This is a genomic window from Amycolatopsis sp. NPDC006131 (assembly GCF_040614175.1).
In the GTDB taxonomy this organism is placed as follows: domain Bacteria; phylum Actinomycetota; class Actinomycetes; order Mycobacteriales; family Pseudonocardiaceae; genus Amycolatopsis_E; species Amycolatopsis_E tucumanensis.
The window spans coordinates 25,865-45,755 of the sequence record NZ_JBEXTX010000067.1; the positions used below are offsets into that span (position 1 = coordinate 25,865).

At 71.8% G+C, this 19,891-nt stretch carries 19 protein-coding genes and 1 riboswitch; of the genes, 7 read left to right on the plus strand and 12 right to left on the minus strand.

Going from position 1 to position 19,891, the window contains the following annotated elements:
• Window positions 1–365: 365 nt before the first annotated feature.
• On the minus strand, window positions 366–1,391 hold the full coding sequence (locus ABZ215_RS28590) for an iron ABC transporter permease (protein ID WP_354952970.1): 1,026 nt from the start codon (window positions 1,389–1,391) through the stop codon (window positions 366–368).
• A gap of 183 nt (window positions 1,392–1,574) precedes the next feature.
• Here ABZ215_RS28590 and ABZ215_RS28595 point away from each other — a divergent pair, with 183 nt between their 5' ends.
• On the plus strand, window positions 1,575–3,044 hold the full coding sequence (locus tag ABZ215_RS28595; protein WP_354952972.1) for a CehA/McbA family metallohydrolase: 1,470 nt from the start codon (window positions 1,575–1,577) through the stop codon (window positions 3,042–3,044).
• 219 nt (window positions 3,045–3,263) lie between these two features.
• Here the strand turns inward: ABZ215_RS28595 and ABZ215_RS28600 are convergent, their stop codons facing one another.
• Together ABZ215_RS28600 and ABZ215_RS28605 are read right to left on the minus strand one after the other, a co-directional pair.
• On the minus strand, window positions 3,264–4,775 hold the full coding sequence (locus ABZ215_RS28600; RefSeq protein ID WP_237336085.1) for an ATP-dependent DNA ligase: 1,512 nt from the start codon (window positions 4,773–4,775) through the stop codon (window positions 3,264–3,266).
• Complete coding sequence (locus ABZ215_RS28605) at window positions 4,736–5,662, minus strand: DMT family transporter (RefSeq protein ID WP_354952974.1); 927 nt, start codon at window positions 5,660–5,662, stop codon at window positions 4,736–4,738. Before ABZ215_RS28605 ends, ABZ215_RS28600 begins: the two co-directional genes overlap by 40 nt.
• 71 nt (window positions 5,663–5,733) lie before the next feature.
• Between ABZ215_RS28605 and ABZ215_RS28610 the strand changes: the two genes are divergently transcribed.
• Together ABZ215_RS28610 and ABZ215_RS28615 are read left to right on the plus strand one after the other, a co-directional pair.
• Complete coding sequence (locus ABZ215_RS28610; RefSeq protein ID WP_354952976.1) at window positions 5,734–6,336, plus strand: TetR family transcriptional regulator; 603 nt, start codon at window positions 5,734–5,736, stop codon at window positions 6,334–6,336.
• 46 nt (window positions 6,337–6,382) lie between these two features.
• A riboswitch (cobalamin riboswitch) is annotated at window positions 6,383–6,553 on the plus strand.
• A 43-nt stretch (window positions 6,554–6,596) separates the two neighbouring features.
• Window positions 6,597–7,649, plus strand: a complete 1,053-nt coding sequence (locus ABZ215_RS28615) for a HoxN/HupN/NixA family nickel/cobalt transporter (protein ID WP_020421463.1) — start codon at window positions 6,597–6,599, stop codon at window positions 7,647–7,649.
• Here the strand turns inward: ABZ215_RS28615 and ABZ215_RS28620 are convergent.
• Window positions 7,638–8,192: a sigma-70 family RNA polymerase sigma factor gene (locus tag ABZ215_RS28620; RefSeq protein ID WP_020421462.1), complete on the minus strand. Its 555-nt coding sequence runs from the start codon at window positions 8,190–8,192 to the stop codon at window positions 7,638–7,640. The two genes, ABZ215_RS28615 and ABZ215_RS28620, sit on opposite strands and share 12 nt — an antisense overlap.
• Window positions 8,193–8,362: 170 nt before the next feature.
• Between ABZ215_RS28620 and ABZ215_RS28625 the strand changes: the two genes are divergently transcribed.
• Window positions 8,363–9,091, plus strand: coding sequence for a zf-HC2 domain-containing protein (locus tag ABZ215_RS28625; protein ID WP_020421461.1), 729 nt, complete (start codon window positions 8,363–8,365; stop codon window positions 9,089–9,091).
• Here ABZ215_RS28625 and ABZ215_RS28630 read toward each other — a convergent pair.
• On the minus strand, window positions 9,058–9,930 hold the full coding sequence (locus ABZ215_RS28630) for a helix-turn-helix transcriptional regulator (protein WP_237336083.1): 873 nt from the start codon (window positions 9,928–9,930) through the stop codon (window positions 9,058–9,060). The genes ABZ215_RS28625 and ABZ215_RS28630 overlap by 34 nt on opposite strands.
• Window positions 9,931–10,053: 123 nt before the next feature.
• On the opposite strand from ABZ215_RS28630, the gene ABZ215_RS28635 reads away from it, so the two are divergent.
• Complete coding sequence (locus tag ABZ215_RS28635; RefSeq protein ID WP_354952978.1) at window positions 10,054–11,073, plus strand: aldo/keto reductase; 1,020 nt, start codon at window positions 10,054–10,056, stop codon at window positions 11,071–11,073.
• 42 nt (window positions 11,074–11,115) lie between these two features.
• Here ABZ215_RS28635 and ABZ215_RS28640 read toward each other — a convergent pair whose 3' ends face one another.
• Window positions 11,116–12,513 carry a class II fumarate hydratase gene (locus ABZ215_RS28640; RefSeq protein WP_354952980.1) on the minus strand — a complete coding sequence of 466 codons (1,398 nt, stop codon included), beginning with the start codon at window positions 12,511–12,513 and terminating at the stop codon, window positions 11,116–11,118.
• A gap of 103 nt (window positions 12,514–12,616) precedes the next feature.
• Here ABZ215_RS28640 and ABZ215_RS28645 point away from each other — a divergent pair, with 103 nt between their 5' ends.
• A complete protein-coding gene (locus ABZ215_RS28645; protein ID WP_354952982.1) occupies window positions 12,617–13,591 on the plus strand; it encodes an NAD(P)/FAD-dependent oxidoreductase in 975 nt (324 codons plus the stop codon).
• A 1-nt stretch (window position 13,592) separates the two neighbouring features.
• Here ABZ215_RS28645 and ABZ215_RS28650 read toward each other — a convergent pair whose 3' ends face one another.
• From ABZ215_RS28650 to ABZ215_RS28675, 6 genes are all read right to left on the minus strand, one after another.
• Window positions 13,593–14,465: a serine protease gene (locus ABZ215_RS28650; RefSeq protein WP_354952984.1), complete on the minus strand. Its 873-nt coding sequence runs from the start codon at window positions 14,463–14,465 to the stop codon at window positions 13,593–13,595.
• Window positions 14,462–15,532, minus strand: a complete 1,071-nt coding sequence (gene glpX / locus ABZ215_RS28655; RefSeq protein ID WP_027934110.1) for a class II fructose-bisphosphatase — start codon at window positions 15,530–15,532, stop codon at window positions 14,462–14,464. The genes ABZ215_RS28650 and glpX overlap by 4 nt, the downstream gene beginning before the upstream one ends.
• Window positions 15,533–15,617: 85 nt before the next feature.
• Window positions 15,618–15,833, minus strand: coding sequence for an exodeoxyribonuclease VII small subunit (locus tag ABZ215_RS28660; RefSeq protein WP_020421454.1), 216 nt, complete (start codon window positions 15,831–15,833; stop codon window positions 15,618–15,620).
• Window positions 15,830–16,228, minus strand: coding sequence for a hypothetical protein (locus ABZ215_RS28665; RefSeq protein ID WP_354952986.1), 399 nt, complete (start codon window positions 16,226–16,228; stop codon window positions 15,830–15,832). Before ABZ215_RS28665 ends, ABZ215_RS28660 begins: the two co-directional genes overlap by 4 nt.
• A 3-nt stretch (window positions 16,229–16,231) precedes the next feature.
• Complete coding sequence (xseA, locus tag ABZ215_RS28670; protein WP_237336078.1) at window positions 16,232–17,470, minus strand: exodeoxyribonuclease VII large subunit; 1,239 nt, start codon at window positions 17,468–17,470, stop codon at window positions 16,232–16,234.
• A complete protein-coding gene (locus tag ABZ215_RS28675; RefSeq protein WP_354952988.1) occupies window positions 17,467–18,075 on the minus strand; it encodes a lipid droplet-associated protein in 609 nt (202 codons plus the stop codon). Before ABZ215_RS28675 ends, xseA begins: the two co-directional genes overlap by 4 nt.
• Before the next feature lie 135 nt (window positions 18,076–18,210).
• Between ABZ215_RS28675 and ABZ215_RS28680 the strand changes: the two genes are divergently transcribed.
• Window positions 18,211–19,164 (plus strand): 4-hydroxy-3-methylbut-2-enyl diphosphate reductase, encoded by a 954-nt coding sequence (locus ABZ215_RS28680; RefSeq protein ID WP_354952990.1) that lies wholly within the window; start codon window positions 18,211–18,213, stop codon window positions 19,162–19,164.
• The last annotated feature ends 727 nt before the right edge of the window (window positions 19,165–19,891 follow it).

Sequence of the window (19,891 nt, forward strand, 5' to 3'; positions counted from 1 at the left end):
GTGTGTCGGGGCGCTCGGGTGGGTTGGGTGTGTGGCATCCGAGCTTCACCAGTCGGGTGCGGCGGGAGATCAGCACGAATGCGCCGCTGCCGAGGATGGGCGGCGTGATTCCCGTCGGGGGCTGCGCCGCCGCCGCGGTGGTGTGGCCGGCGGGCGGTGTGGCACTGGCTGCGACTGCGTGTCGGGTCGCGGGTGCGGGGCGGGTGTGTGGCATCAGAGCTTCACCAGCCTGGTGCGGGCGTCGTGCGAAGGCGCCGCTGCCGAGGATGGGCGGCGTGATGCTGGGTGGGGGTTGCGCCGCGGCTGCGCTCGGATGGCCGGCGGGCGCGGTGGCACTGGCCTCGCGGGCGGGGCGTTGGTGTGCATCAGAGCTTCACCAGCCGGGTGCGGCGGGCGATCAGCACGAATGCGCCGCCGCCGAGGATGGCCAGCGTGATGCCGGCCGGGATTTCCGCTGGGGCGGCTATCAGGCGGCCCGCGACGTCCGCGAGCAGCAGCAGCACCGCGCCGGCCAGGGCGGCACACGGGAGCAGCCACCGGTGGTCCGGGCCGGTCACGGTGCGCACCACGTGCGGGACGATCAGGCCGAGCGCGGCGATCGGCCCGGCGGCAGCAGTCGCGGCGCCGGCCAGCAGCGTCACCGCCGCCAGGCCGACCAGGCGGCTCGCCGCGACCGACTGGCCCAGCCCGCGCGCGGTGTCCTCGCCCAGCGAGACCGCGTTCAGCGCCCGCGTGTTCAGCATCGCCAGCACCAGCCCGGCCACCACGAACGGCAGGATCCCGAGGCTGATGCTCGCGTCGCGGCCGCTGATCGAGCCCACCACCCAGCGGCGGTAGACGTCCAGCGTCGGGTTGTCGCTCAGGATCACCAACGACGTGAAGGTCGACAGCAACGCCATCACGGCCGCCCCGGCCAGCGCCATCGGCACCGGGCTCAGCTGCCGCCCGCTCGACCCGATCGCGAACACCGCGGCCGTCGCGATCAGCGCCCCCGCGAAACCGAACCACACCTGGCCGCCTGGATCGACCACCCCGAGGAACTGCGCGGCCAGCGCCACCGCGAGCGCGGCACCGGCGTTGATGCCGAGCAGGCCGGGATCGGCCAGCGGGTTGCGGGTGTGCCCCTGCATGAGGACGCCGGCGGCGCCGAGCGCGACACCGACGAGCACCCCCAGCGCGGTGCGTGGCAGGCGCACGTCACGCACGATCGTCGCCGCCTCGCTGCCGTCGTCGTGCAGCAGCACCCGGACGGCGGTGCCGAGGCCGAGGTGGTTGCTGCCCAGGACCAGGCTCAACGCGACTGCGACGACCAACGCCACCAGCAGGGACACCAGGAGCAACAGCCGGCGCGGCGTGGTCCTGGTCACCGAGGGTGACATGATCGCGTTCACGCTCTGCAACTTAGCTTAGCCGAACCTAAGCACGGAAGTGTCACGTTCGTTCAGGTTCTGGACACGCGGTGTACGGGCAGCCGGCTCGCGAAGGTCATCCGCCGCTGATGACATGGCCGCATGTGCATGGGTTGCGGAGTTTCCCGACGCGGTTTCCTGCAGGCGGCGTCGGTGGCCGGCGCGGTGACGCTCGCACCGGTGGCGTTCGCCGAGGCCGCCGAGGGCCAGGCCGAGACCAAGGTGCTGACCGGCCGGTTCGAGCCGGGCACCGCGGACTTCGTCTACCTGCCGGTGGAGGTACCGGCCGGGGTGAGCCAGCTGTCGGTGGTCTACACCTATGACAAGCCGACGGTGCCCAGCGGGACGCCCGGCAACTCGTGTGACATCGGCATCTTCGACAGCCGCGGCACCGCTCTCGGTGGCGACGGCTTCCGCGGCTGGTCCGGCGGCTTCCGCGACCGCTTCTCGATCAGCCGCACCGAGGCCACGCCCGGCTACCTGCCCGGTGACGTCACGCCCGGCACCTGGCACATCGTCCTCGGCCCGTACACGATCGCGCCGCAGGGGCTGAACTACCGCGTCGAGGTGACGCTCACCCACGGCCCGGCGGGCGCGCCGTACCGCCCGAACTACCCGTCCGAGCGCACCCGCACGCGCGGCCGCCAGTGGTACCGCGGCGACTGCCACCTGCACACCGTGCACTCGGACGGCAAGCGCCTGCCTGCGGAGGTGGCCGCCGGCGCGCGGGAAGCCGGGCTGGACTTCATCACCTCGACCGACCACAACACGTCGTCCTCGCACGGGGTGTGGGGCGAGTTCTCCGGCGACGACCTGCTGATCATGCTCGGCGAGGAGGTCACCACCCGCAACGGCCACTGGCTCGCGCTCGGCTTGCGGCCCGGCCAGTTCGTCGACTGGCGGTACCGGTCCCGCGACGGCGAACTGCCCGAGTACCAGCGTGCGGTGCACCGCTCCGGCGGCCTCTGCGTCGCCGCGCACCCGTACTGCCCGTGGGTCGGGTGCAACTTCAAGTTCGGCTACACCGGCTTCGACGCGGTCGAGGTGTGGAACGGCCCGTGGACGTGGGACGACGACGCCGCCGTGTCCGAATGGGACAACACCCTGGTGGAATCCGTGCGCGGCAAGGGAAGCTGGCTGCCCGCGATGGGCAACAGCGACGCGCACAACCCCGGCCAGACGATCGGCCTGCCGCAGACCGTCGTTCTCGCCGATGCGCTCACCCGGGACGCGATCCTCGACGGGATCAAGGCCGGGCGCAGCTGGATCGCCGAGTCGGCCGCGGTCGACCTGTCACTCGCCGCGACCGGACCGCGCGGCCAGGCCGCCGGCATCGGCGATCGTCTCGCCGTGGCGGCCGGGGACAGGGTCGCCGTGCGGCTGGACGTGTCGGGCGTGCCGAACGGGACCGTGCGGCTGATCACCGACGAGGGCCAGGTGTTCCAGCAGAGCCTTCCCGCTTCGGGTACCGGCAGCGTGACGTGGCTGACCACGCCCGCGGTGACGGCTTATGTGCGTGCTGAGGTGCGTCACCCCCTTGCTGATGGTTCGGCGGGTGCTCCCGCGTTGTCGGCTGGTCTCAACTTCGGCGCCATGGCGGCGATGACGAACCCGATCTTCCTCGGCCGGGTGTGATGGTGGGGTTGGGCTGTCGGCGAGTTGGGGCGTGTGGGCGGGTGGTGACGGTCCGGCCTTGGCGCTGGCAGGAAGTGTTGCCGTATCAAGGTTTTCGGCTCGTTGCGCGCAGGAAGGTCGCCGTCGGGCGGTGGTGGTCCGGCCCGGGTGTCGGGCAGGGGGTGTTGCGGCAGCGCGGTTTTCGGCTCTTGGCGAGGCGGCCCAGCGTCTCTTCGAGCATCACCCCCGGAGCGTCGCGCGGACGGCGTCGATGGTGTCCGCCTCGGCTGGGTCCTTGTCGGGGCGGTAGCGCACCACGCGGGCGAAACGCAGTGCGACACCGCCCGGGTAGCGCGTGCTGACCTGAGCGCCGTCCAGTTCGATCTCGACCACCAGCTCCGGCCGGACGTGCACGGTCCACTTGTCCCTGTGGGTCTCGATCTCCTGGAACGTCCTGGTCTGCCACGCCAGGAGCTCGTCGGTGAGGCCCTTGAACGTCTTGCCCACCATGATCGGCGGGCCGCCGTCCGGGTCGCGTGCGCCGAGGTGCAGGTTCGACAGGTACCCGGTGCGGCGGCCGTGGCCCCACTCCGCGGCGAGGACGACGAGGTCGAGCGTGTGCACCGGCTTCACCTTCAGCCACGCCCGGCCCCGCCGCCCCGCCGCGTACGGCGAGTCGAGCGCTTTCACCATCACGCCCTCGTGCCCGGCGTCGAGGGCGGCCGCGAGGATCGCGTCCGGATCGGACGGTTCCGTCCGCCCCGGGATGAGGTGCTCGCCGGCCACCCGGCGCAGCGCCTCGTTGCGCTCCCGCAACGGTTTGTCGAGCAGGTCCGTGCCGTCCAGGTGCAGGCAGTCGAAGAAGTACGGCTGCAGCAGCAACGCACGCACCTGCTCCTCGCGCGTGCTGCCGAACCGGCTCATCGTCTCCTGGAACGGCCGTGGCCTGCCGTCGTCGGTCAGCGCGAGCGTCTCCCCGTCGAGCACCACCGACCGGCACGGCAGTGCGCGCACCAGGGACACCAGCTCGCCCACGTGCTGGGTGATCTCGCGCAGCGTTCTCGTGTAGACGTGCACCTCGTCGCCGTCGCGGTGCACCTGTATCCGCGCTCCGTCCATTTTGTACTCGACAATGGCGGACGGGTGCTCGCGCACCGCCTCGTCGAGCGATTCGGCCGGGGACGCCAGCATCGGCCGCAGCGGACGCCCCAGCTCCAGCCCGAAGCCGCCGAGCGCGGCCTCGCCACCGGTGACCGCGGCCGCGGCGGTGACCGGCAGCTGCCCGGACAGCATGAACGCGCGCCGGACCGCTTCGGCGGGCACGTCCGCCGCCGCCGCGATCGCGTCGAGCATCACGCCCTCCAGCGCCCCCTGCCGCAGCTCACCGGTGAGCAGGCGGAAGAGGAACTGCTGTTCGGCTTCGGTGGCGCGGGAGAACAACTCCGTCAGCAGGCCGGCCCGGCGCCTGGCCGACCCGCTGCCCGAAGCGGCTCCCACTTCGCCGAGGACCTCGTCGACCCCGGCCACGGTCAGGTTCGGTTCGTCAGCCGGGCGCGCGCCCAGCTCGGCCAGCGTGCGCCACCCCGTCCCGATCCGGCCCTGGGTGGGCCGTCCGGTCAGGAAGGCGACCACGGCGGGCAGCTCCCGCTCGTCCGCGCGGTTGAGCAGGTCCGCCAGCGTCGCGATCTTCGCCTTGCGCGAGCGGGTGGCCGCTAGCGAGGCGGAGGCTGTGACGACGTCGGCGAGCAACATGCGGACATCATCTCCCGCCCCACCGACAATTTCCGGGGACGCAGGACCAGCGCGACCGCGCCGAGACAGACGACCAGCCCGAGCAGGCCACGCAGCGTGATCGTGTCGTCGAACATGAGCCAGGCGAGGATCATCGTGGTAGGCGGTGTGAGGTACAGCAGGCCGGACACGGTCGTCACCGAGCTACGACGAAGGACCAGCCAGTAGCAGCCATATCCCCCGAACGTGGAAAACACGACGACCCACCCGACCGCGACCCAGAAGTCCGGATCCGCCGGCGCGACCAGCTGCCCGGTGGCCGCCGCGATGCCGGTGAACAGCACCGCGCTGGTCACGCACTGCACCACCAGCCCGTCCCAGAGCGGCACGGCGGAGGCCGTCTTGCGTTCGATGAGCGTGGCCGCGACCAGTGCGAGCATCGCCAGGAACGGCAGCGCGTAGGCCAGCGGCGGGGTGCCGGGGCGGCCGGACAGGTTGTCGCCGACCACCAGCGCCACCCCGGCCAGCCCGCCGACCAGCCCGGCCCACCGCAGCGCGCCCGCGCGCTCGCCCAGCACGAACTGGCTCAGCACCACCGCGACGATCGGCTGCAGCGCCGCGATCAGCGCGGACGTCCCGACGGCCACGCCGAGGTCGGCCGCCGCGTAGACGCAGTACAGGTACGCGCCCTGGGAGAGCGCACCGAGACCGGCCTGGATCGCGGCGTCGCGCGGCCGCATCGAGCGCCGCCGGACCACCCACCACACGCCGAGCAGCAGCCCCGCGGCCAGGAACCGCCAGGCCAGGAGGGACACCGCGCCGCCGGACCTGGCGCCCAGCGTCGCGCCGACGAACCCGGAGCTCCAGAACAGGACGAAACCGCTTCCGGCGACGACGTTCCCCCGCATGCACCCTCCCGCACAGGTATACCGGTCTGTATAGTCCACGGTAGCTATACCGGTCGGTGTACTGTCAAGTCGTGGAGACGGACAAGCCGCTGACCCCGGCCGCCGAACGGATCCTCACGGTCGCCGGGAAACTGTTCTACGACAACGGGATCCACGCGGTCGGTGTGGACACGATCGCCGCCGAGGCCGGGGTCACCAAGAAGACCCTGTACGACCGGTTCGGCTCCAAGGCCGACCTGGTCGCGCTCTACCTGCGCCGCCGGGACGAGCGGTGGCGGGAGCGGGTGCGCTCCTTCGCCGGCTCCCGGACGACTCCGGCCGAGAAGCTGCTCAGGGTGTTCGACGCGCTCGCCGACTGGCTCGACACCGAGAACACGCGCGGCTGCGCGTTCGTCAACGCGCACGCCGAACTGCCGTCGGCCGACCACCCCGGCCGGCAGGTGATCGCGGCGTCGAAGCAGTGGTTGCTGGGCTACCTGCGGGATCTGGCTGCGGACGCGGGCGCGCGGAACCCGGCACGGCTGGCGGAGGCGCTGCTCGTCCTGGTCGAGGGCGCGACGGTCGCGGCGTCGCTGGAGGTCGCGCCGACGGCGGTCGCCACGGCCAAACGCGTCGCGAAGTCGCTGGTGGACGAAGCGACGGCGGCGCAGCACAACTCGGCGTCCCGGCGGTAGGGCGCCGGTCACCGGGATGGCTCTTGCCCCGCCGCGAGGCCGAAACGTACCGTGAGCGGGCCGTGGTGCTCGGGAAGTCCGGTGTGAAACCGGCGCGGCCCTCGCCACTGTGAACGGGAAGTCCCGGCCCGGGACAGCCACTGGACGCGAGTCCGGGAAGGCGGGCCGCGGATGTCGATCCGAAGCCAGGAGACCGGCCACGGCACGTTGGACCATCCACGAGGTGCTGGAAGGCGGTCTCCATGGGGACTTCACCCACCATGTCCTGGCGCAGGCAGGACACCTACCGCACGGGTCTGTTGCTGCTGGCGATCGTCGTGTTGCACGCGGTCGCGTTCGGGATTCTCGCGTTGCTCGTGGTGCCCGGGCACTACGCCGTCGGCGCGCAGGTGTTCGGCTTCGGGCTGGGGCTGACGGCGTACACGCTCGGCATGCGGCACGCGTTCGACGCCGACCACATCGCCGCGATCGACAACACCACCCGCAAGCTGATGGCCGAGGGCCAGCGCCCGGTTTCGGTCGGGTTCTGGTTCGCGCTGGGGCACTCCACCGTGGTCGTCGTGCTGGCGGTGCTCGTCGCGATCGGCGCGAAGGGCATCCTGAGCTGGACCGAGGACGGCTCGTCCGCGCACAAGGTGCTCGGCGTGATCTCCACCGGAGCGTCCGGCGGGTTCCTGTACCTGATCGGCATCCTGAACCTGGTCGCGTTGATCGGCATCTGGAAGGTGTGGCGCGAGCTGCGCCGCGGCCGCTTCGACGAGGCCGAGCTGGAGGCGCGGCTCGACTCGCGCGGGTTCGTCAACCGCTTCCTCGGCAGGCTCACCCGCTCGATCCGCCGCCCGGGCCAGATGTACCTGGTCGGGCTGCTGTTCGGCGTCGGATTCGACACCGCGACCGAGGTGCTGCTCCTGGCACTGGCCGGGTCCGGCGCGGCGGCGGGCCTGCCCTGGTACGCGATCCTGTGCCTGCCGCTGCTGTTCGCCGCCGGCATGAGCCTGTTCGACACGCTCGACGGCACGTTCATGAACTTCGCCTACGACTGGGCGTTCGCCAACCCGGTCCGCAAGATCTACTACAACCTCACGATCACCGGCCTGTCCGTCGCGGTGGCGCTGGTCATCGGCACGATCGAGCTGGTCGGTGTGGCCAGGGACGACCTGGGCTGGTCGGGCGCGCTGATCGACTGGATCGCGGACATCGACCTCGACAGCGTCGGCTACATCGTCGTCGGGTTGTTCGTGGTGGTGTGGGCGGCCGCGATCGCGTACTGGCGGCTCGCCAGGGTCGAGCACCGGTGGAGCTCAGCCGAGTGAGGCCGCCCGCCCGTTCGAGCTGAGCGCGGCGGTCAGGTCCTCGCGGGCCCGGAACACGCGGGACCGGATGGTGCCGACCGCGCAGTCGCACACCTCCGCCGCGTCGGCGTAGGACAGCCCGATCACCTGCGTGAGCACGAACGCTTCGCGGCGCTCCGGCTCCAGCTCGGCGATCAGCTTGCGCAGCACGACGAGCCGGCCGTGGTCCGGCGTCTGGGCGCCGCTCTGCTCCGCGGTGGCCACCCAGTCGTCGACCTGGCTGGTCTGCGGGCGGCGGCGGGTGCCGCGCAGGTGGTCGGCGGCGACGCGCTTGGCGATCGACAGCAGCCACATCCGGGCGGGCGACCGGCCTGCGAACGACGGCAGGGCGGCGAAGGCGCGCAGGTAGGTCTCCTGCACCAGGTCCTCGGCGACGCCGGGGTTGGACAGGTAGGTCAGCAGGCGGTGCAGCTGTCGTTGGGTGGCGGACACGAAGCGCTCGGCGGCCACCCGATCGCCGCGCGCCGCCAGGAAGGCGTCCCGGGTGATCTCGTCGTCGTCCACGTTCGCGTTCCTCCCAGTGCGGCCTGACGGTGCGGGCCCTGACCGATGACCTTATGGCCTCCGCGGCATCCGGCGTCAAGGAAACATCACAGGTCTGTGAAATCCCAACCGGTCCCAGAATCCGGAGCGGTGAGGGGAACCATCCAGTGCGCGCGGACGACAATGCAAATATGGACTGTGCAACCGCGCGCGAGGCGATCTCCGCCAATCTCGACGGCGAGGACCCCGGGGTGGATCCGGTGGCGCTCGACGAGCACGTCTCGCGCTGCGCGGCCTGTCTGACCTGGCAGGACGAGGCGGCGGCGGTGACGCGCCTGGTGCGCCTCGAGCCGGCCGCCGCGTCGCCGGACGTGTCGGCGCGAGTGCTCGCCCACGCGCCCGCGACCGCCCGGCCGGTGCGGCTCGACTGGCCGCGGCTGGCGCTGGTCCTCACCGCGATCGCCCAGTTGTCCATCGTGGTGTCGCTGTTGTTCGTGCCCCAGCGGATGGCCGACGGGATGGCCGTTCAGCCGGGATCGCACCTCGAACACGAGGCCGCGGCGTTCAACTTCGCCATCGCGATCGCCCTGCTGTGGGCGGCCGCGAAGCCGCGGCAGGCACGCAGCCAGCTGCCGGTCCTGCTCAGCTTCGCCGCGGTGCTCGTCGGGTTGTCCGTGCTGGACCTGGTCGCCGGCCGGGTCGGCTGGGAACGGCTGGCCAGCCACCTGCCGCTGCTGTTCGGCCTGTTCTGCGCGGTGCTGGTGGCGCGCCGCGACGGCCGGCGGCCGTGGCCGGGCAACCGGGCCGGTGCCGAACCGGCGAGCCGCACCAGCACCGGCGAGACCGGCCGGGACCTCGCCGAGCCGTCGGCGCAGTCCCGGAAGTATCAGCCGCCCGCCGCGCGGCGCAACGTGGCCTGATCGATGTCGTCGGTGGCGATCCAGCTGGCCAGCAGGCCCAGCGCGCGCTCGGACTCCGAGCCTGGTTCGGCGGTGTAGGTGACGATCGCCTGGTCCGGTTCGTCCGGCAGGCGCAGCGTTTCGTACCGCAGGTGCAGCTCGCCGACCAGCGGGTTGTGGATCCGCTTGTGGCCGTGTGCCTTCTCCCGCACGTGGTGCCCGGCCCACAGGTGGCGGAACAGGTCGCTGCCCAGTGACAGCTCGCCGATCAGCTGGGCCAGGCGCGGATCGCCGGGGCACCGGCCGGCCTCGGCACGCAGGTTCGCCACCAGCTCCTCGCAGACCTGGTCGAACTCGGGGTGCAGGGCGCGTGCCTCGTCCTCGCCGAGGAAGAACAGTTTCGGCAGGTTGCGCTCCTGCGGCGGCAGCGAGCCGAAGTCGAACGCGATCGCGCCGCCCATCGGGTTCCACGCCAGCACGTCGAGGTAGCGGCCGAAGACGAAGGCGGGCACCGACATGGCGTCGAGCAGTTGCTGCACCGCCGGCCGCACCTGCTGCACGGGGCACCGCCCGGTCCGCTTGAGGCGCGGTGACGCGAGGTTGTGCAGGTAAGCGCACTCGTCCGGGTTGAGGCGCAACGCCCTGGCGAGTGAATCCAGCACCTCGTCCGACACGTTCCGCGCACGGCCCTGCTCCAGGCGGGTCAGGTAGTCGACGCTGATCCCGGCCAGCTGCGCCAGTTCCTCGCGGCGCAGCCCGGCGACCCGTCGCCGCGTCACCCCCTGCGGCAGTCCCACGTCGCGCGGGTCCAGCGCAGCGCGGCGGGCCTTGAGGAACGCTCCGAAATCAGCTCCGTCCACGCCTCCAGTATCCGGATCCGCGCACCCGTTGCCTGGTACTGCCAGACCCAGGTCAAGCGTTGCCTGGTCCCCCTCCTCGTCCGCGGCGAACTTGGACACCACACACCAGAGGAGGAACTCGAAATGCGACGACGGATTCTCGGCGGCACCGGTATCGAGGTCAGCGAGTACACGCTGGGCGCGATGATGTTCGGCGCGTGGGGCAACCGCGACCACGACGAGTCGGTCCGCATGATCCACACGGCGCTCGACGCGGGCATCAACTTCGTCGACACCGCCGACATCTACTCCGACGGCGAGAGCGAGGTGATCGTCGGCAAGGCGCTCAAGGGGCGCCGCGACGACGTCGTCCTCGCGACCAAGGGGCACTTCTACGGCCTGAACAGGCCCGGCAGCAGCTCCCGCCGCTGGCTGACCCGGGCGCTGGACGACAGCCTGCGCCGGCTCGGCGTCGACCACGTCGACCTCTACCAGGTGCACCGCCCCGACCCCAACACCGACATCGACGAGACCCTGTCGGCGCTGTCGGACTTCGTGCGGGCGGGCAAGGTGCGCGCAATCGGGTCGTCGGTCTTCCCGCCCGAGCAGATCGTCGAGGCGCAGTGGGTCGCGGAGCGGCGCGGGCACGTGCGGTTCCGCACCGAGCAGCCGCCGTACTCGATCCTCAACCGGGGCATCGAGGCGCACGTCCTGCCGACCGCGCAGCGCTACGGGATGGGGGTGCTGACCTGGGGACCGCTGTCCGCGGGCTGGCTGTCCGGTCGGTACTCCACACCGTCCGATGTGGACTTGCAGGCCGGACGGGTCGCGTTGCAGAACCACAAGTTCGACCCGGCCCTGCCCGGGAACGCGGCGAAGCTGGCGGCCACCAACGAGCTGAAGAAGGTCGCCGCCGACCTGGGCCGCCCGCTCACGCACCTGGCGCTCGCGTTCGTGCGGTCGCACCCGGCGGTCACCTCGGCGATCATCGGCCCGCGCACGCCGGAGCAGCTCGCCGACCTGCTGGCAGGCGCGGACCTCGTGCTCGACGACGACGTGCTGGACCGGATCGACGAGATCGTCCCGCCGGGCGTCGACCTCAACCCCGTCGACCCGGACTACACGCCGCCCGCGCTCACGGACAAGTCGCTGCGCCGGCGCTGATCCCTGGTGGAGGCCACCCGCGGCGGGGTGGCCTCCACCCGATCACTTGCCGCCGCGCGCCATCCGGAGCACGTCGAGGGCCTCGTCGAGCTGGGCCTCGGTGAGCTTGCCCTGCTCGATGTAGCCGCGCTCGACGACCACCTCGCGGATCGTCTTCAGCTCCTTGAGCGCCTGCTTCGCGACCGCGGCCGCCTCTTCGTAGCCGATGTACTTGTTCAACGGCGTCACGATCGACGGCGAGCCCTCGGCGTAGGCCTTGGTTCGCTCCTCGTTGACGGTGATCCCGACGATCACCTTGTCGGCCAGCAGGCGGGACACCGCGGCCAGCAGGCGCGCCGACTCCAGCACGTTGCGCGCGATCACCGGCAGGTTCACGTTGAGCTGGAAGTTGCCCTGCGAACCGGCGTAGGCCACCGCCGCATCGTTGCCGATCACCTGCGCGACCACCTGCAGCGTCGCCTCCGGGATCACCGGGTTGACCTTGCCCGGCATGATCGACGAACCCGGCTGCAGGTCCGGCAGCTGCAGCTCGGCGAGGCCGGTGCGCGGACCGGAGCCGAGCCAGCGCAGGTCGTTGGCGATCTTGGCCAGTGACACGGCGACCGTGCGCAGGTGCCCGGAGGTCTCGACCACGCTGTCCTGGCTGGCCTGCGCCTCGAAGTGGTTGCGTGCCTCGGTCAGCGGCAGGCCGGTCACCTTCGCCAGCTCCTCGGCCACCGCCGCGCCGAAGCCCTCCGGCGCGTTCAGGCCGGACCCGACCGCGGTGCCGCCGATGGGCAGCTCGCCCAGCCTGCCGAGCCCGGACTCCAGTCGCTCGACGCCGAACCGGACCTGCGCCGCCCACGCCCCAGCCTCCTGGCCCAGCGTGATCGGCACGGCGTCCATCAGGTGGGTGCGGCCGGACTTGACGATGTCCTGCCACTCCGCGGCGCGGCCCTCGATGGTCTCGGCGAGGTGCTGCAACGCCGGGATCACGTCGGTCAGCACCGCTTCGGTGGCGGCGATGTGGATCGTCGTCGGGAACGTGTCGTTCGACGACTGCGAGGCGTTGACGTGGTCGTTCGGGTGCACGTCGCTGCCCAGCGCGCGGCTCGCCAGGGTCGCGATGACCTCGTTGGCGTTCATGTTCGACGAGGTCCCGGACCCGGTCTGGAACACGTCGATGGGGAAGTGCGCGTCGTGCCTGCCCTCGGCCACCTCGTCGGCCGCCGCCGCGATCGCGTTCGCCAGGTCGCCCTCCAGCACGCCGAACCGGGCGTTGACCCGCGCCGCCGCGGCTTTCAGCAGGCCGAGCGCGCGGATCTGGGCGCGCTCGAGGCCCCGGCCGGAGATCGGGAAGTTCTCGACGGCGCGCTGGGTCTGCGCCCGGTACAGCGCGTCGACGGGCACCTTCACCTCGCCCATCGTGTCGTGTTCGATCCGGTATTCAGGTTCAGCCATAACCCGAGTCTGGCCCTTCCGCCGGGCGCTCGCTCCGTGTGTTTGCGCACCCGGAATGGTTAGATCGGTGGTGACTTGGATCACGGCGGAAGGGCGGCGGCCCATGGCTCTGTCAGTGGACGTCCTGATCGTCGGCGCGGGCCCGACCGGCCTGTTCGCCGCGTACTACGCCGGGTTCCGCGGGTTGTCGACGGCGGTCGTCGACTCGCTGCCGGAAGCCGGCGGGCAGGTCACCGCGATGTACCCGGAGAAGCTGATCTACGACGTCGGCGGGTTCCCCGCCGTGCGCGGCCGCGACCTGGTCAAGGGGCTGGTCGAACAGGCCGCGCCGTGGAACCCGGCCTACCTGCTCGGGCGCAAGGCCGAGGAGCTGCGCCGCGGTGACGACGGTCTGGACGTGGTGCTGGACGGCGGAGAGGTCGCGCACGCGAGGGCCGTGCTGATCACCGCGGGCATCGGCGAGTTCACGCCGCGGCCGTTACCTGCCGGGGACGGCTGGCTCGGCCGGGGGATGGTCCACTTCGTGCCCTCGCTGGACGCGCACGCGGGGCAGGACGTCGTGGTCGTCGGCGGCGGCGACTCGGCGTTCGACTGGGTGCTGGCGCTGCACCCGCTCGCGTCGAGCGTCACGCTGGTGCACCGGCGCGCCAGGTTCCGGGCCGCGGAGTCGATCGTCAACCAGGCCCGTGAACTGGGGGTGCGGATCATCACCGACGCCGAGGTCACCGCCCTGCGCGAGGGGCCGGACGGCGCGCTCGCCGAGGTCGAGGTGCAGGTCAAGGGCGAGGAGCCGGTGGTGCTGCCCGCGCAGGCGGTGGTGGCCGCGCTCGGGTTCACCGCCGACCTCGGGCCCATCGAGAACTGGGGGCTGGACATCCACCAGCGCGCCATCCGGGTCGACTCGACCATGGCGACCGGCGTGGAACGGGTCTTCGCGGCCGGTGACGTGGCCGCTTACCCGGGCAAGGTCAAGCTGATCGCCACCGGGTTCGGCGAAGCCGCAACCGCGATCAACAACATCGCCGTCACCCTCGATCCGGAAGCGCACCTGTTCCCGGGGCACTCCAGCAACCTGTGAGTCAGGCGGGTGGCGGTGGTGTGGAGGTCGTCGTCGGGCTGGGGGAGGGGGACGGCGTGGGAGTCGGGGTTGGCGTGGGGCTGGGCGCCGGGGTCGGCGTTGGGCTGGGTGCCGGGGGCGGTGGTGGCGCGGTCTGCTCGGTGATCCACTGCGTGTACGCCAGCGCCGACGTGTAGATCGACGGCGCGGTCGTGCAGGCCGGATCGTTGTTGCCGGAGCGGCTGGTCAGGCCCAGCAGCAGCCACCGGTCACCGGCCCGGACCAGCTCCGGGCCGCCCGAATCGCCGTAGCAGGCGCCGGCCGTGCCACCGGGCGAATCGGTGCACAGCTCGGTCGCCGGATCGATGGCCGCGCAGCGGGCCGCGTCGACCAGCGTCGTGTCCAGCTGCTGGAGGTCGATCGGCGCGGCGCCGCAACCCGGAGTCGGGCAGAGCTGGCCCCAGCCCAGCAGCCGCACCGACGTGCCCACCGCGGCCGACGTGCCGAGCCCGACCGGCGCGGCCTGCACCGGGGCGGCCAGGTGGACCAGGGCGATGTCCCCGCCCGCCCCGCTCGGGTTGTAGTTCGGGTGGGTGATGACCCGGTCCGGCTTCGCGACCTCACCGCCCTGAGTGCGGTCGTTGCTGCCGATCCGGGCGGTGAAGGTGCCCGCGGGCTGGTCGTGGACGCAGTGCGCCGCGGTCAGCAGCCACTGCGGCGAGATCAGGGACGCACCGCAGAAGTGTCTCCCCGCGGTCGTCTGCAGCGACGCGACGAAGGAGTAGGTCTGGTCGGCGGACACGCCGCCGACCAGGTCCGGCCGGGCCGCCGCCGACTGCACCACCCCGGTGACGGCGAGCAGGCAGGCGGCGGCGATCAGCAGGAGGCGTTTCACGGCAGCGGTGGCACCACATCGTCGTCGGGGGCATCGGTCAGGACACCGTCGAAGTCGACGGAGGAGTACGCGCGGAGCTTGGTCAGGCGGTGGTAGCCGTCGATCAGCCGCACCGTGCCCGACTTGGAGCGCATCACGATCGACTGGGTCGTCGCGCCGCCGGAGCGGTAGTGCACGCCGCGCAGCAGGTCGCCGTCGGTGACGCCGGTCGCGCAGAAGAACACGTTGTCGCCGCGCACCAGGTCGTCGGTGGTGAGCACGCGGTCCAGGTCGTGCCCGGCGCCAATCGCCTTCTCGCGCTCGGCGTCGTCCTTCGGCCACAACCGGCCCTGCAGCTCGCCGCCGAGGCACTTCATCGCGCAGGCGGTGATGATGCCCTCCGGCGTGCCGCCGATGCCGAACAGCATGTCGACACCGGTGGTCGGGCGGGCCGCGGCGATGGCGCCCGCCACGTCACCGTCGGAGATGAACCGGATCCGGGCGCCCGCCTCGCGGACCTCCTTGACCAGCTGCTCGTGCCGCGGGCGGTCCAGGATGCACACCGTCACGTCGGAGACCTCGGTGTGCTTGGCCTTCGCGACCCGGCGGATGTTCTCCGCGACCGGCGCGGACAGGTCCACCACGCCCGCGGCCTCGGGGCCGACGGCCAGCTTCTCCATGTAGAAGACCGCCGACGGGTCGAACATCGCGCCCCGCTCGGCGACCGCGAGCACCGCCAGCGCGTTCGGCATGCCCTTGGACATCAGGGTCGTGCCGTCGATCGGGTCCACGGCGACGTCGCAGGCCGGGCCGTCCCCGTTGCCCACCTCTTCGCCGTTGTAGAGCATCGGGGCTTCGTCCTTCTCGCCCTCGCCGATGACGACCACACCGCGCATCGACACGGTCGAGATGAGCTGGCGCATCGCGTCGACGGCCGCGCCGTCGCCCGCGTTCTTGTCGCCCTTGCCGACCCAGCGGCCCGCCGCCATGGCGGCTGCCTCGGTGACGCGCACCAGTTCCATCGCGAGGTTGCGATCCGGCGCTTCTTTGCGTCTGGTCGAGCTCGGGGACTGGGTGCCGCTGGTCATTGCTGCCCTCCAGGGTCGTGCTGGCGCGGGTAACGATTCTCTCAGACTCGCGCGGGCTCGCAGGGCAGCGTCGTGATGGCGAATGTCACCCTTCGTCGCTGGTTTCGTCCTCGACGGACTTGAGCGCGTCCTCGATCCGCTCGCGCGCGCCTTCCAGGTGACGCTCGCACAGCTTGGCGAGGTGCTCGCCCTTCTCCCACAGCGCCAGCGACTGCTCCAGGGACAAACCGCCCGCCTCCAGCTCGCGGACGACCTCGATCAGCTGGTCGCGGGCCTGTTCATAGCCGAGTTCTTCGGTCACCGGGTTGTGCTCCTCGCGGGTCGACGAGCGCACACTACCGCGCTCGCCATCGCGTGGTCGTAACCGGCGAAGGCCGTGGCGAACTCCTGGCCGTCACCCTCGGTGATCGCCAGTTCGATCGACCCCTGCGCCTGCGCGACCCGCCTGCGGTGCGGCGCGCCCTCGTTGAACCACCACTTCACGCCCACGAAGGCCGAGGTCGCTTCCGACAGCTGACGCAGGCGCGTGTCCAGGTCCCAGCGGCCCGGCACGGTGCACCCGGCCAGCAGCGATGCCCAGCAGGCGCCTGCCGCGGCCTCGGCGGCGCCCGCCCGGTCGAGAACGGCCTGCGCCCCGGCCCGGGCCGCGGCGTCCGTGGTGAGCGGGAGGAACGTCGCCCGAGCGGAACGCAGCACTTCCTACTCCCCTGGTTCGGTGGATTTCGCGACCGCGTGCACCGCTCCGTCGACGACGCGCACGCGCAGCGGAGTTCCGTCCGCTACTTCAGAGATGTGCCGGAGTACCTGGAGGTTGCCTGCGTCGTCCCGGTATTGCACGACCGCGTACCCGCGTTCGAGGGTCGCGGCCGGTCCGAGCGCGGTCAGCTTGCCGCGCGCGCCGGAGATGGCGGCCTGCTCGTGCGAGACCAGGTTGAGCACCGCGCGGCGGCCGCGTTCCCGGTGCAGCTCGACCTCGTCGGCGCGCCGGTTGATCGGGCCGAGCGGATCGGCCAGCACGGGGCGGCTGCGCAGCTGGTCGAGCAGGCGGCACTGGGTGTCCACCCAGCCGTGCAGCGCGCGGCGGGCCCGGTCGCGCATCTGCCGGACCCGCTCGGTCTCCTCCTTGACGTCCGGCACGACGCGCTTGCCCGCGTCGGTCGGGGTCGAGCAGCGCACGTCGGCGACGTGGTCGAGCAGCGGCGTGTCCGGTTCGTGGCCGATCGCGCTGACCACCGGGGTCCGCGCGGCGGCGACCGCGCGGCACAGGGTCTCGTCGGAGAACGGCAGCAGGTCCTCGACGCTGCCGCCACCCCGCGCGATGACGATGACCTCGACGGACGGGTCGGCGTCGAGCATCTTCAGCGCCTTGACGATCTGCGGCACCGCCTGCACGCCCTGCACGGCGGTGTTGACCACCTGGAACGGCGCGGCCGGCCACCGGGCGTGCGCGTTGACCAGCACGTCCCGTTCGGCGGCCGACGCGCGGCCGGTGATCAGGCCGATGCCCTTGGGCAGAAACGGGAGGCGGCGCTTGCGTTCCTTGGCGAACAGGCCCTCGGCGGCGAGGAGGCGGCGCAGCCGTTCGATGCGGGCGAGCAGCTCACCGATGCCGACCGCGCGGATCTCGGTCGCGCGCAGCGAGATCGTGCCGCGGCCCAGGTAGAACGTCGGTTTGGCGTAGACGACGACGCTGGCGCCGTCCCGCAGCGGCGGTTCGATGCCGCGCAGCAGGCCGGTCGGGCAGGTGACGGTCATGGAGACGTCGGCGGCCGGGTCGCGCAGGGTGAGGAACGCGGTCTGGGTGCCGGGGCGGGCGTTGATCTGCGTGACCTGGCCCTCGACCCAGACCGAGCCGAGCCGGTTGATCCACTCGGCGATCTTGCGCGCGACGGTGCGGACCGGCCACGGGTTCTCCGCGGAGGTGGGTTCGGCGCTCACTCCGCCTCGGTGTCCCCGGTGGCGTTGGCGCGCTGCACGTTGGTGATGCGGCGGGCCAGCATGCCGACGAACTGCGCGCGGTTCTCGTGGGCGCGCTCGTACTCCAGCAGCTCTTCGAGCTCTTCGAGGGAGAAGCGGCGCAGGCGGGCGCGCAGCTGCGGCAGGGTGAGCTCGTCGTAGTTGGACAGGCCGAGCGGACCCTCGCCGGTGGCGGCCGGGCTGTCGAACTCGCCCTCGACGTGCTCCTCGCCCAGCGCGCGTTCCTCCTGTTCCCAGGGGCTGTCGCCGACGTCGGCGAGCACCGCGTCCGGGCGGTGGCCGTTGCGGTCGGCGCGCGGCTGTTCGGTCGGCTGGTCGGCGGGCAGGTCCTCGTCGAAGGTGGCCCAGCTCGGGGCGTCCTCGACGGGGCGCAGCGAGGCGAGGGCGTCGTCGCCGCGGATGGCCAGCTCGGTGACGTGCTGCTGCATCCGCATGGAGAACTGGAGCACGCCGGAGATCACCGTGACGGGCAGGCCGAGCAGGGTCTTCGGCAGGTCGCGGGCGCGTTCGGCGGCGGTGACGGCCAGGCCCGCCGCGACGCGGAGGGGAAGCGGGAGTGGCTTCATGGGTACAGCGTGCCGCACCTTGACGGTTCAGCCCAACCGGCGCGGCGTGGCGACGTGACGGGATGCACACAATTCGGGCGAGGGGTGCCCGGTGGGGGCGGGGTTCGCCTGCCGGGCGGCCCGTACCCTGGACGTATGACTGCTGTCTCCGAGCCCGTCAAGCGTGTGTTGCTGGCCAAGCCGCGTGGCTACTGCGCCGGCGTCGACCGCGCCGTGGTCGCCGTGGAGAAGGCCCTGGAGCTGTACGGGCCCCCGGTGTACGTGCGCAAGGAGATCGTGCACAACCGGCACGTGGTCGAGTCGCTGCGGGAGCGCGGGGTCATCTTCGTCGAGGAGACGTCGGAGGTGCCCGAGGGCGAGCTCGTCGTGTTCTCGGCGCACGGGGTGTCACCGGCCGTGCGCGCGGAGGCGGAGGAGCGCAACCTGCGCACCATCGACGCGACGTGCCCGCTGGTGACGAAGGTGCACAAGGAGGTCAACCGGTTCGCGCGTGAGGACTACGACATCCTGCTGATCGGCCACGAGGGCCACGAGGAGGTCGAGGGCACCGCCGGCGAGGCGCCGACGCACGTGCAGCTGGTGGACACGGCCGAGGACGCGGCGAAGGTCGAGGTGCGGGACCCGTCGAAGGTCGTGTGGCTGTCGCAGACCACGCTGAGCGTCGACGAGACGATGGAGCGTGTCGACCAGCTGAAGGGCCGCTTCCCGAACCTGGCGGACCCGCCCAGCGACGACATTTGCTATGCCACGTCCAACCGCCAGACCGCGGTGAAGGCGATGGCGGCGGAGTGCGACCTCGTGCTGGTGGTCGGGTCGAAGAACTCGTCGAACTCCCAGCGCCTGGTGGAGGTCGCGAAGCAGGCCGGCGCCAGGGGCGCGCACCTGATCGACTTCGCCCGCGAGGTCGACGAGAAGTGGCTGGAAGGCGTGACGACGGTCGGCGTGACGAGCGGCGCGTCGGTACCGGACGTGCTGGTGATGGACCTGCTGGCGTGGCTGTCCGAGCGCGGCTGGGGCGAAGTGCAGGAAGTGACGACCGCGAACGAGAAGATCGCCTTCGCGCTCCCCCGAGAGCTACGAAGCGTCTGACCACGCCGGCCGGTGGTGCCGGTCGGATTCGGCGGGCGGCGGTTGGTCGGTTCCGGGACAAGCCCTGTCCTGGAACTGCCTCTTGCCCTGCGCCCGCAACCCTGAACCGCCGAGGTTGTTGAAGGCGGCTAGGTCCCTGCCCAGCTCGACGCGCTGCGTCTGGCCGAACTCTGCGCACCGGTTGCTCCGGTACTGACTTCACAGCGCTGCGGCACCGATTCCACAGCCCCGACGCCAATCCCGCTGAAGTCCGCGCTAGTCCCGCTGCAGCCCACGCTTGTCCCCGCTGCAGCCTCGACGTCCGTTGGCTCCACGGCCCAGGCGCTCGTCCTACCGGAGCCCGGCGCGGTCGCCTCAACGTCAGCACGCCGTGATCTGGCGCTTCGCAGGAGCCCGGCCCCCCTGGGTCAGTCGGCCGATTGCGGTCTCGGGTCTGGAGCCCGGCGCGCTGCCGCAGCCGCCAGCCGCGCGCTCCGATTTCAGGTGCCGTCTCCGTAGCCCGGTTCCTTGCTTTAGCCCGCGCGCTCCGGTTTCACGAGTGGTCGTGTCTTGAGCCCGGCCCGCTGCCTCAGCAGGCAGACCGCACTCTCCGGCGTCGGAGTTCCAGAGCCGGCAGACCGCCCGCTCAGGCGTCGTCGTTCCAGGGGCGGCGGCGTGGGGGGGTTCCGCGGCGGCCTTCGGGGGCTCGGCGCGGGTCCAGGCGTGGGTCACCGCCTCGTGGGGGGAC

Coding starts and splice junctions, on each gene's coding strand:
- ABZ215_RS28600 (WP_237336085.1), bottom strand. CDS start 4,775: ATGTTGCTCGCCGACGTCGTCACAGCCTCCGCCTCGCTAGCGGCCACC.
- ABZ215_RS28605 (WP_354952974.1), bottom strand. CDS start 5,662: ATGCGGGGGAACGTCGTCGCCGGAAGCGGTTTCGTCCTGTTCTGGAGC.
- ABZ215_RS28615 (WP_020421463.1), top strand. CDS start 6,597: ATGTCCTGGCGCAGGCAGGACACCTACCGCACGGGTCTGTTGCTGCTG.
- ABZ215_RS28625 (WP_020421461.1), top strand. CDS start 8,363: ATGGACTGTGCAACCGCGCGCGAGGCGATCTCCGCCAATCTCGACGGC.
- ABZ215_RS28635 (WP_354952978.1), top strand. CDS start 10,054: ATGCGACGACGGATTCTCGGCGGCACCGGTATCGAGGTCAGCGAGTAC.
- ABZ215_RS28640 (WP_354952980.1), bottom strand. CDS start 12,513: ATGGCTGAACCTGAATACCGGATCGAACACGACACGATGGGCGAGGTG.
- ABZ215_RS28645 (WP_354952982.1), top strand. CDS start 12,617: ATGGCTCTGTCAGTGGACGTCCTGATCGTCGGCGCGGGCCCGACCGGC.
- glpX (WP_027934110.1), bottom strand. CDS start 15,532: ATGACCAGCGGCACCCAGTCCCCGAGCTCGACCAGACGCAAAGAAGCG.
- ABZ215_RS28675 (WP_354952988.1), bottom strand. CDS start 18,075: ATGAAGCCACTCCCGCTTCCCCTCCGCGTCGCGGCGGGCCTGGCCGTC.
- ABZ215_RS28680 (WP_354952990.1), top strand. CDS start 18,211: ATGACTGCTGTCTCCGAGCCCGTCAAGCGTGTGTTGCTGGCCAAGCCG.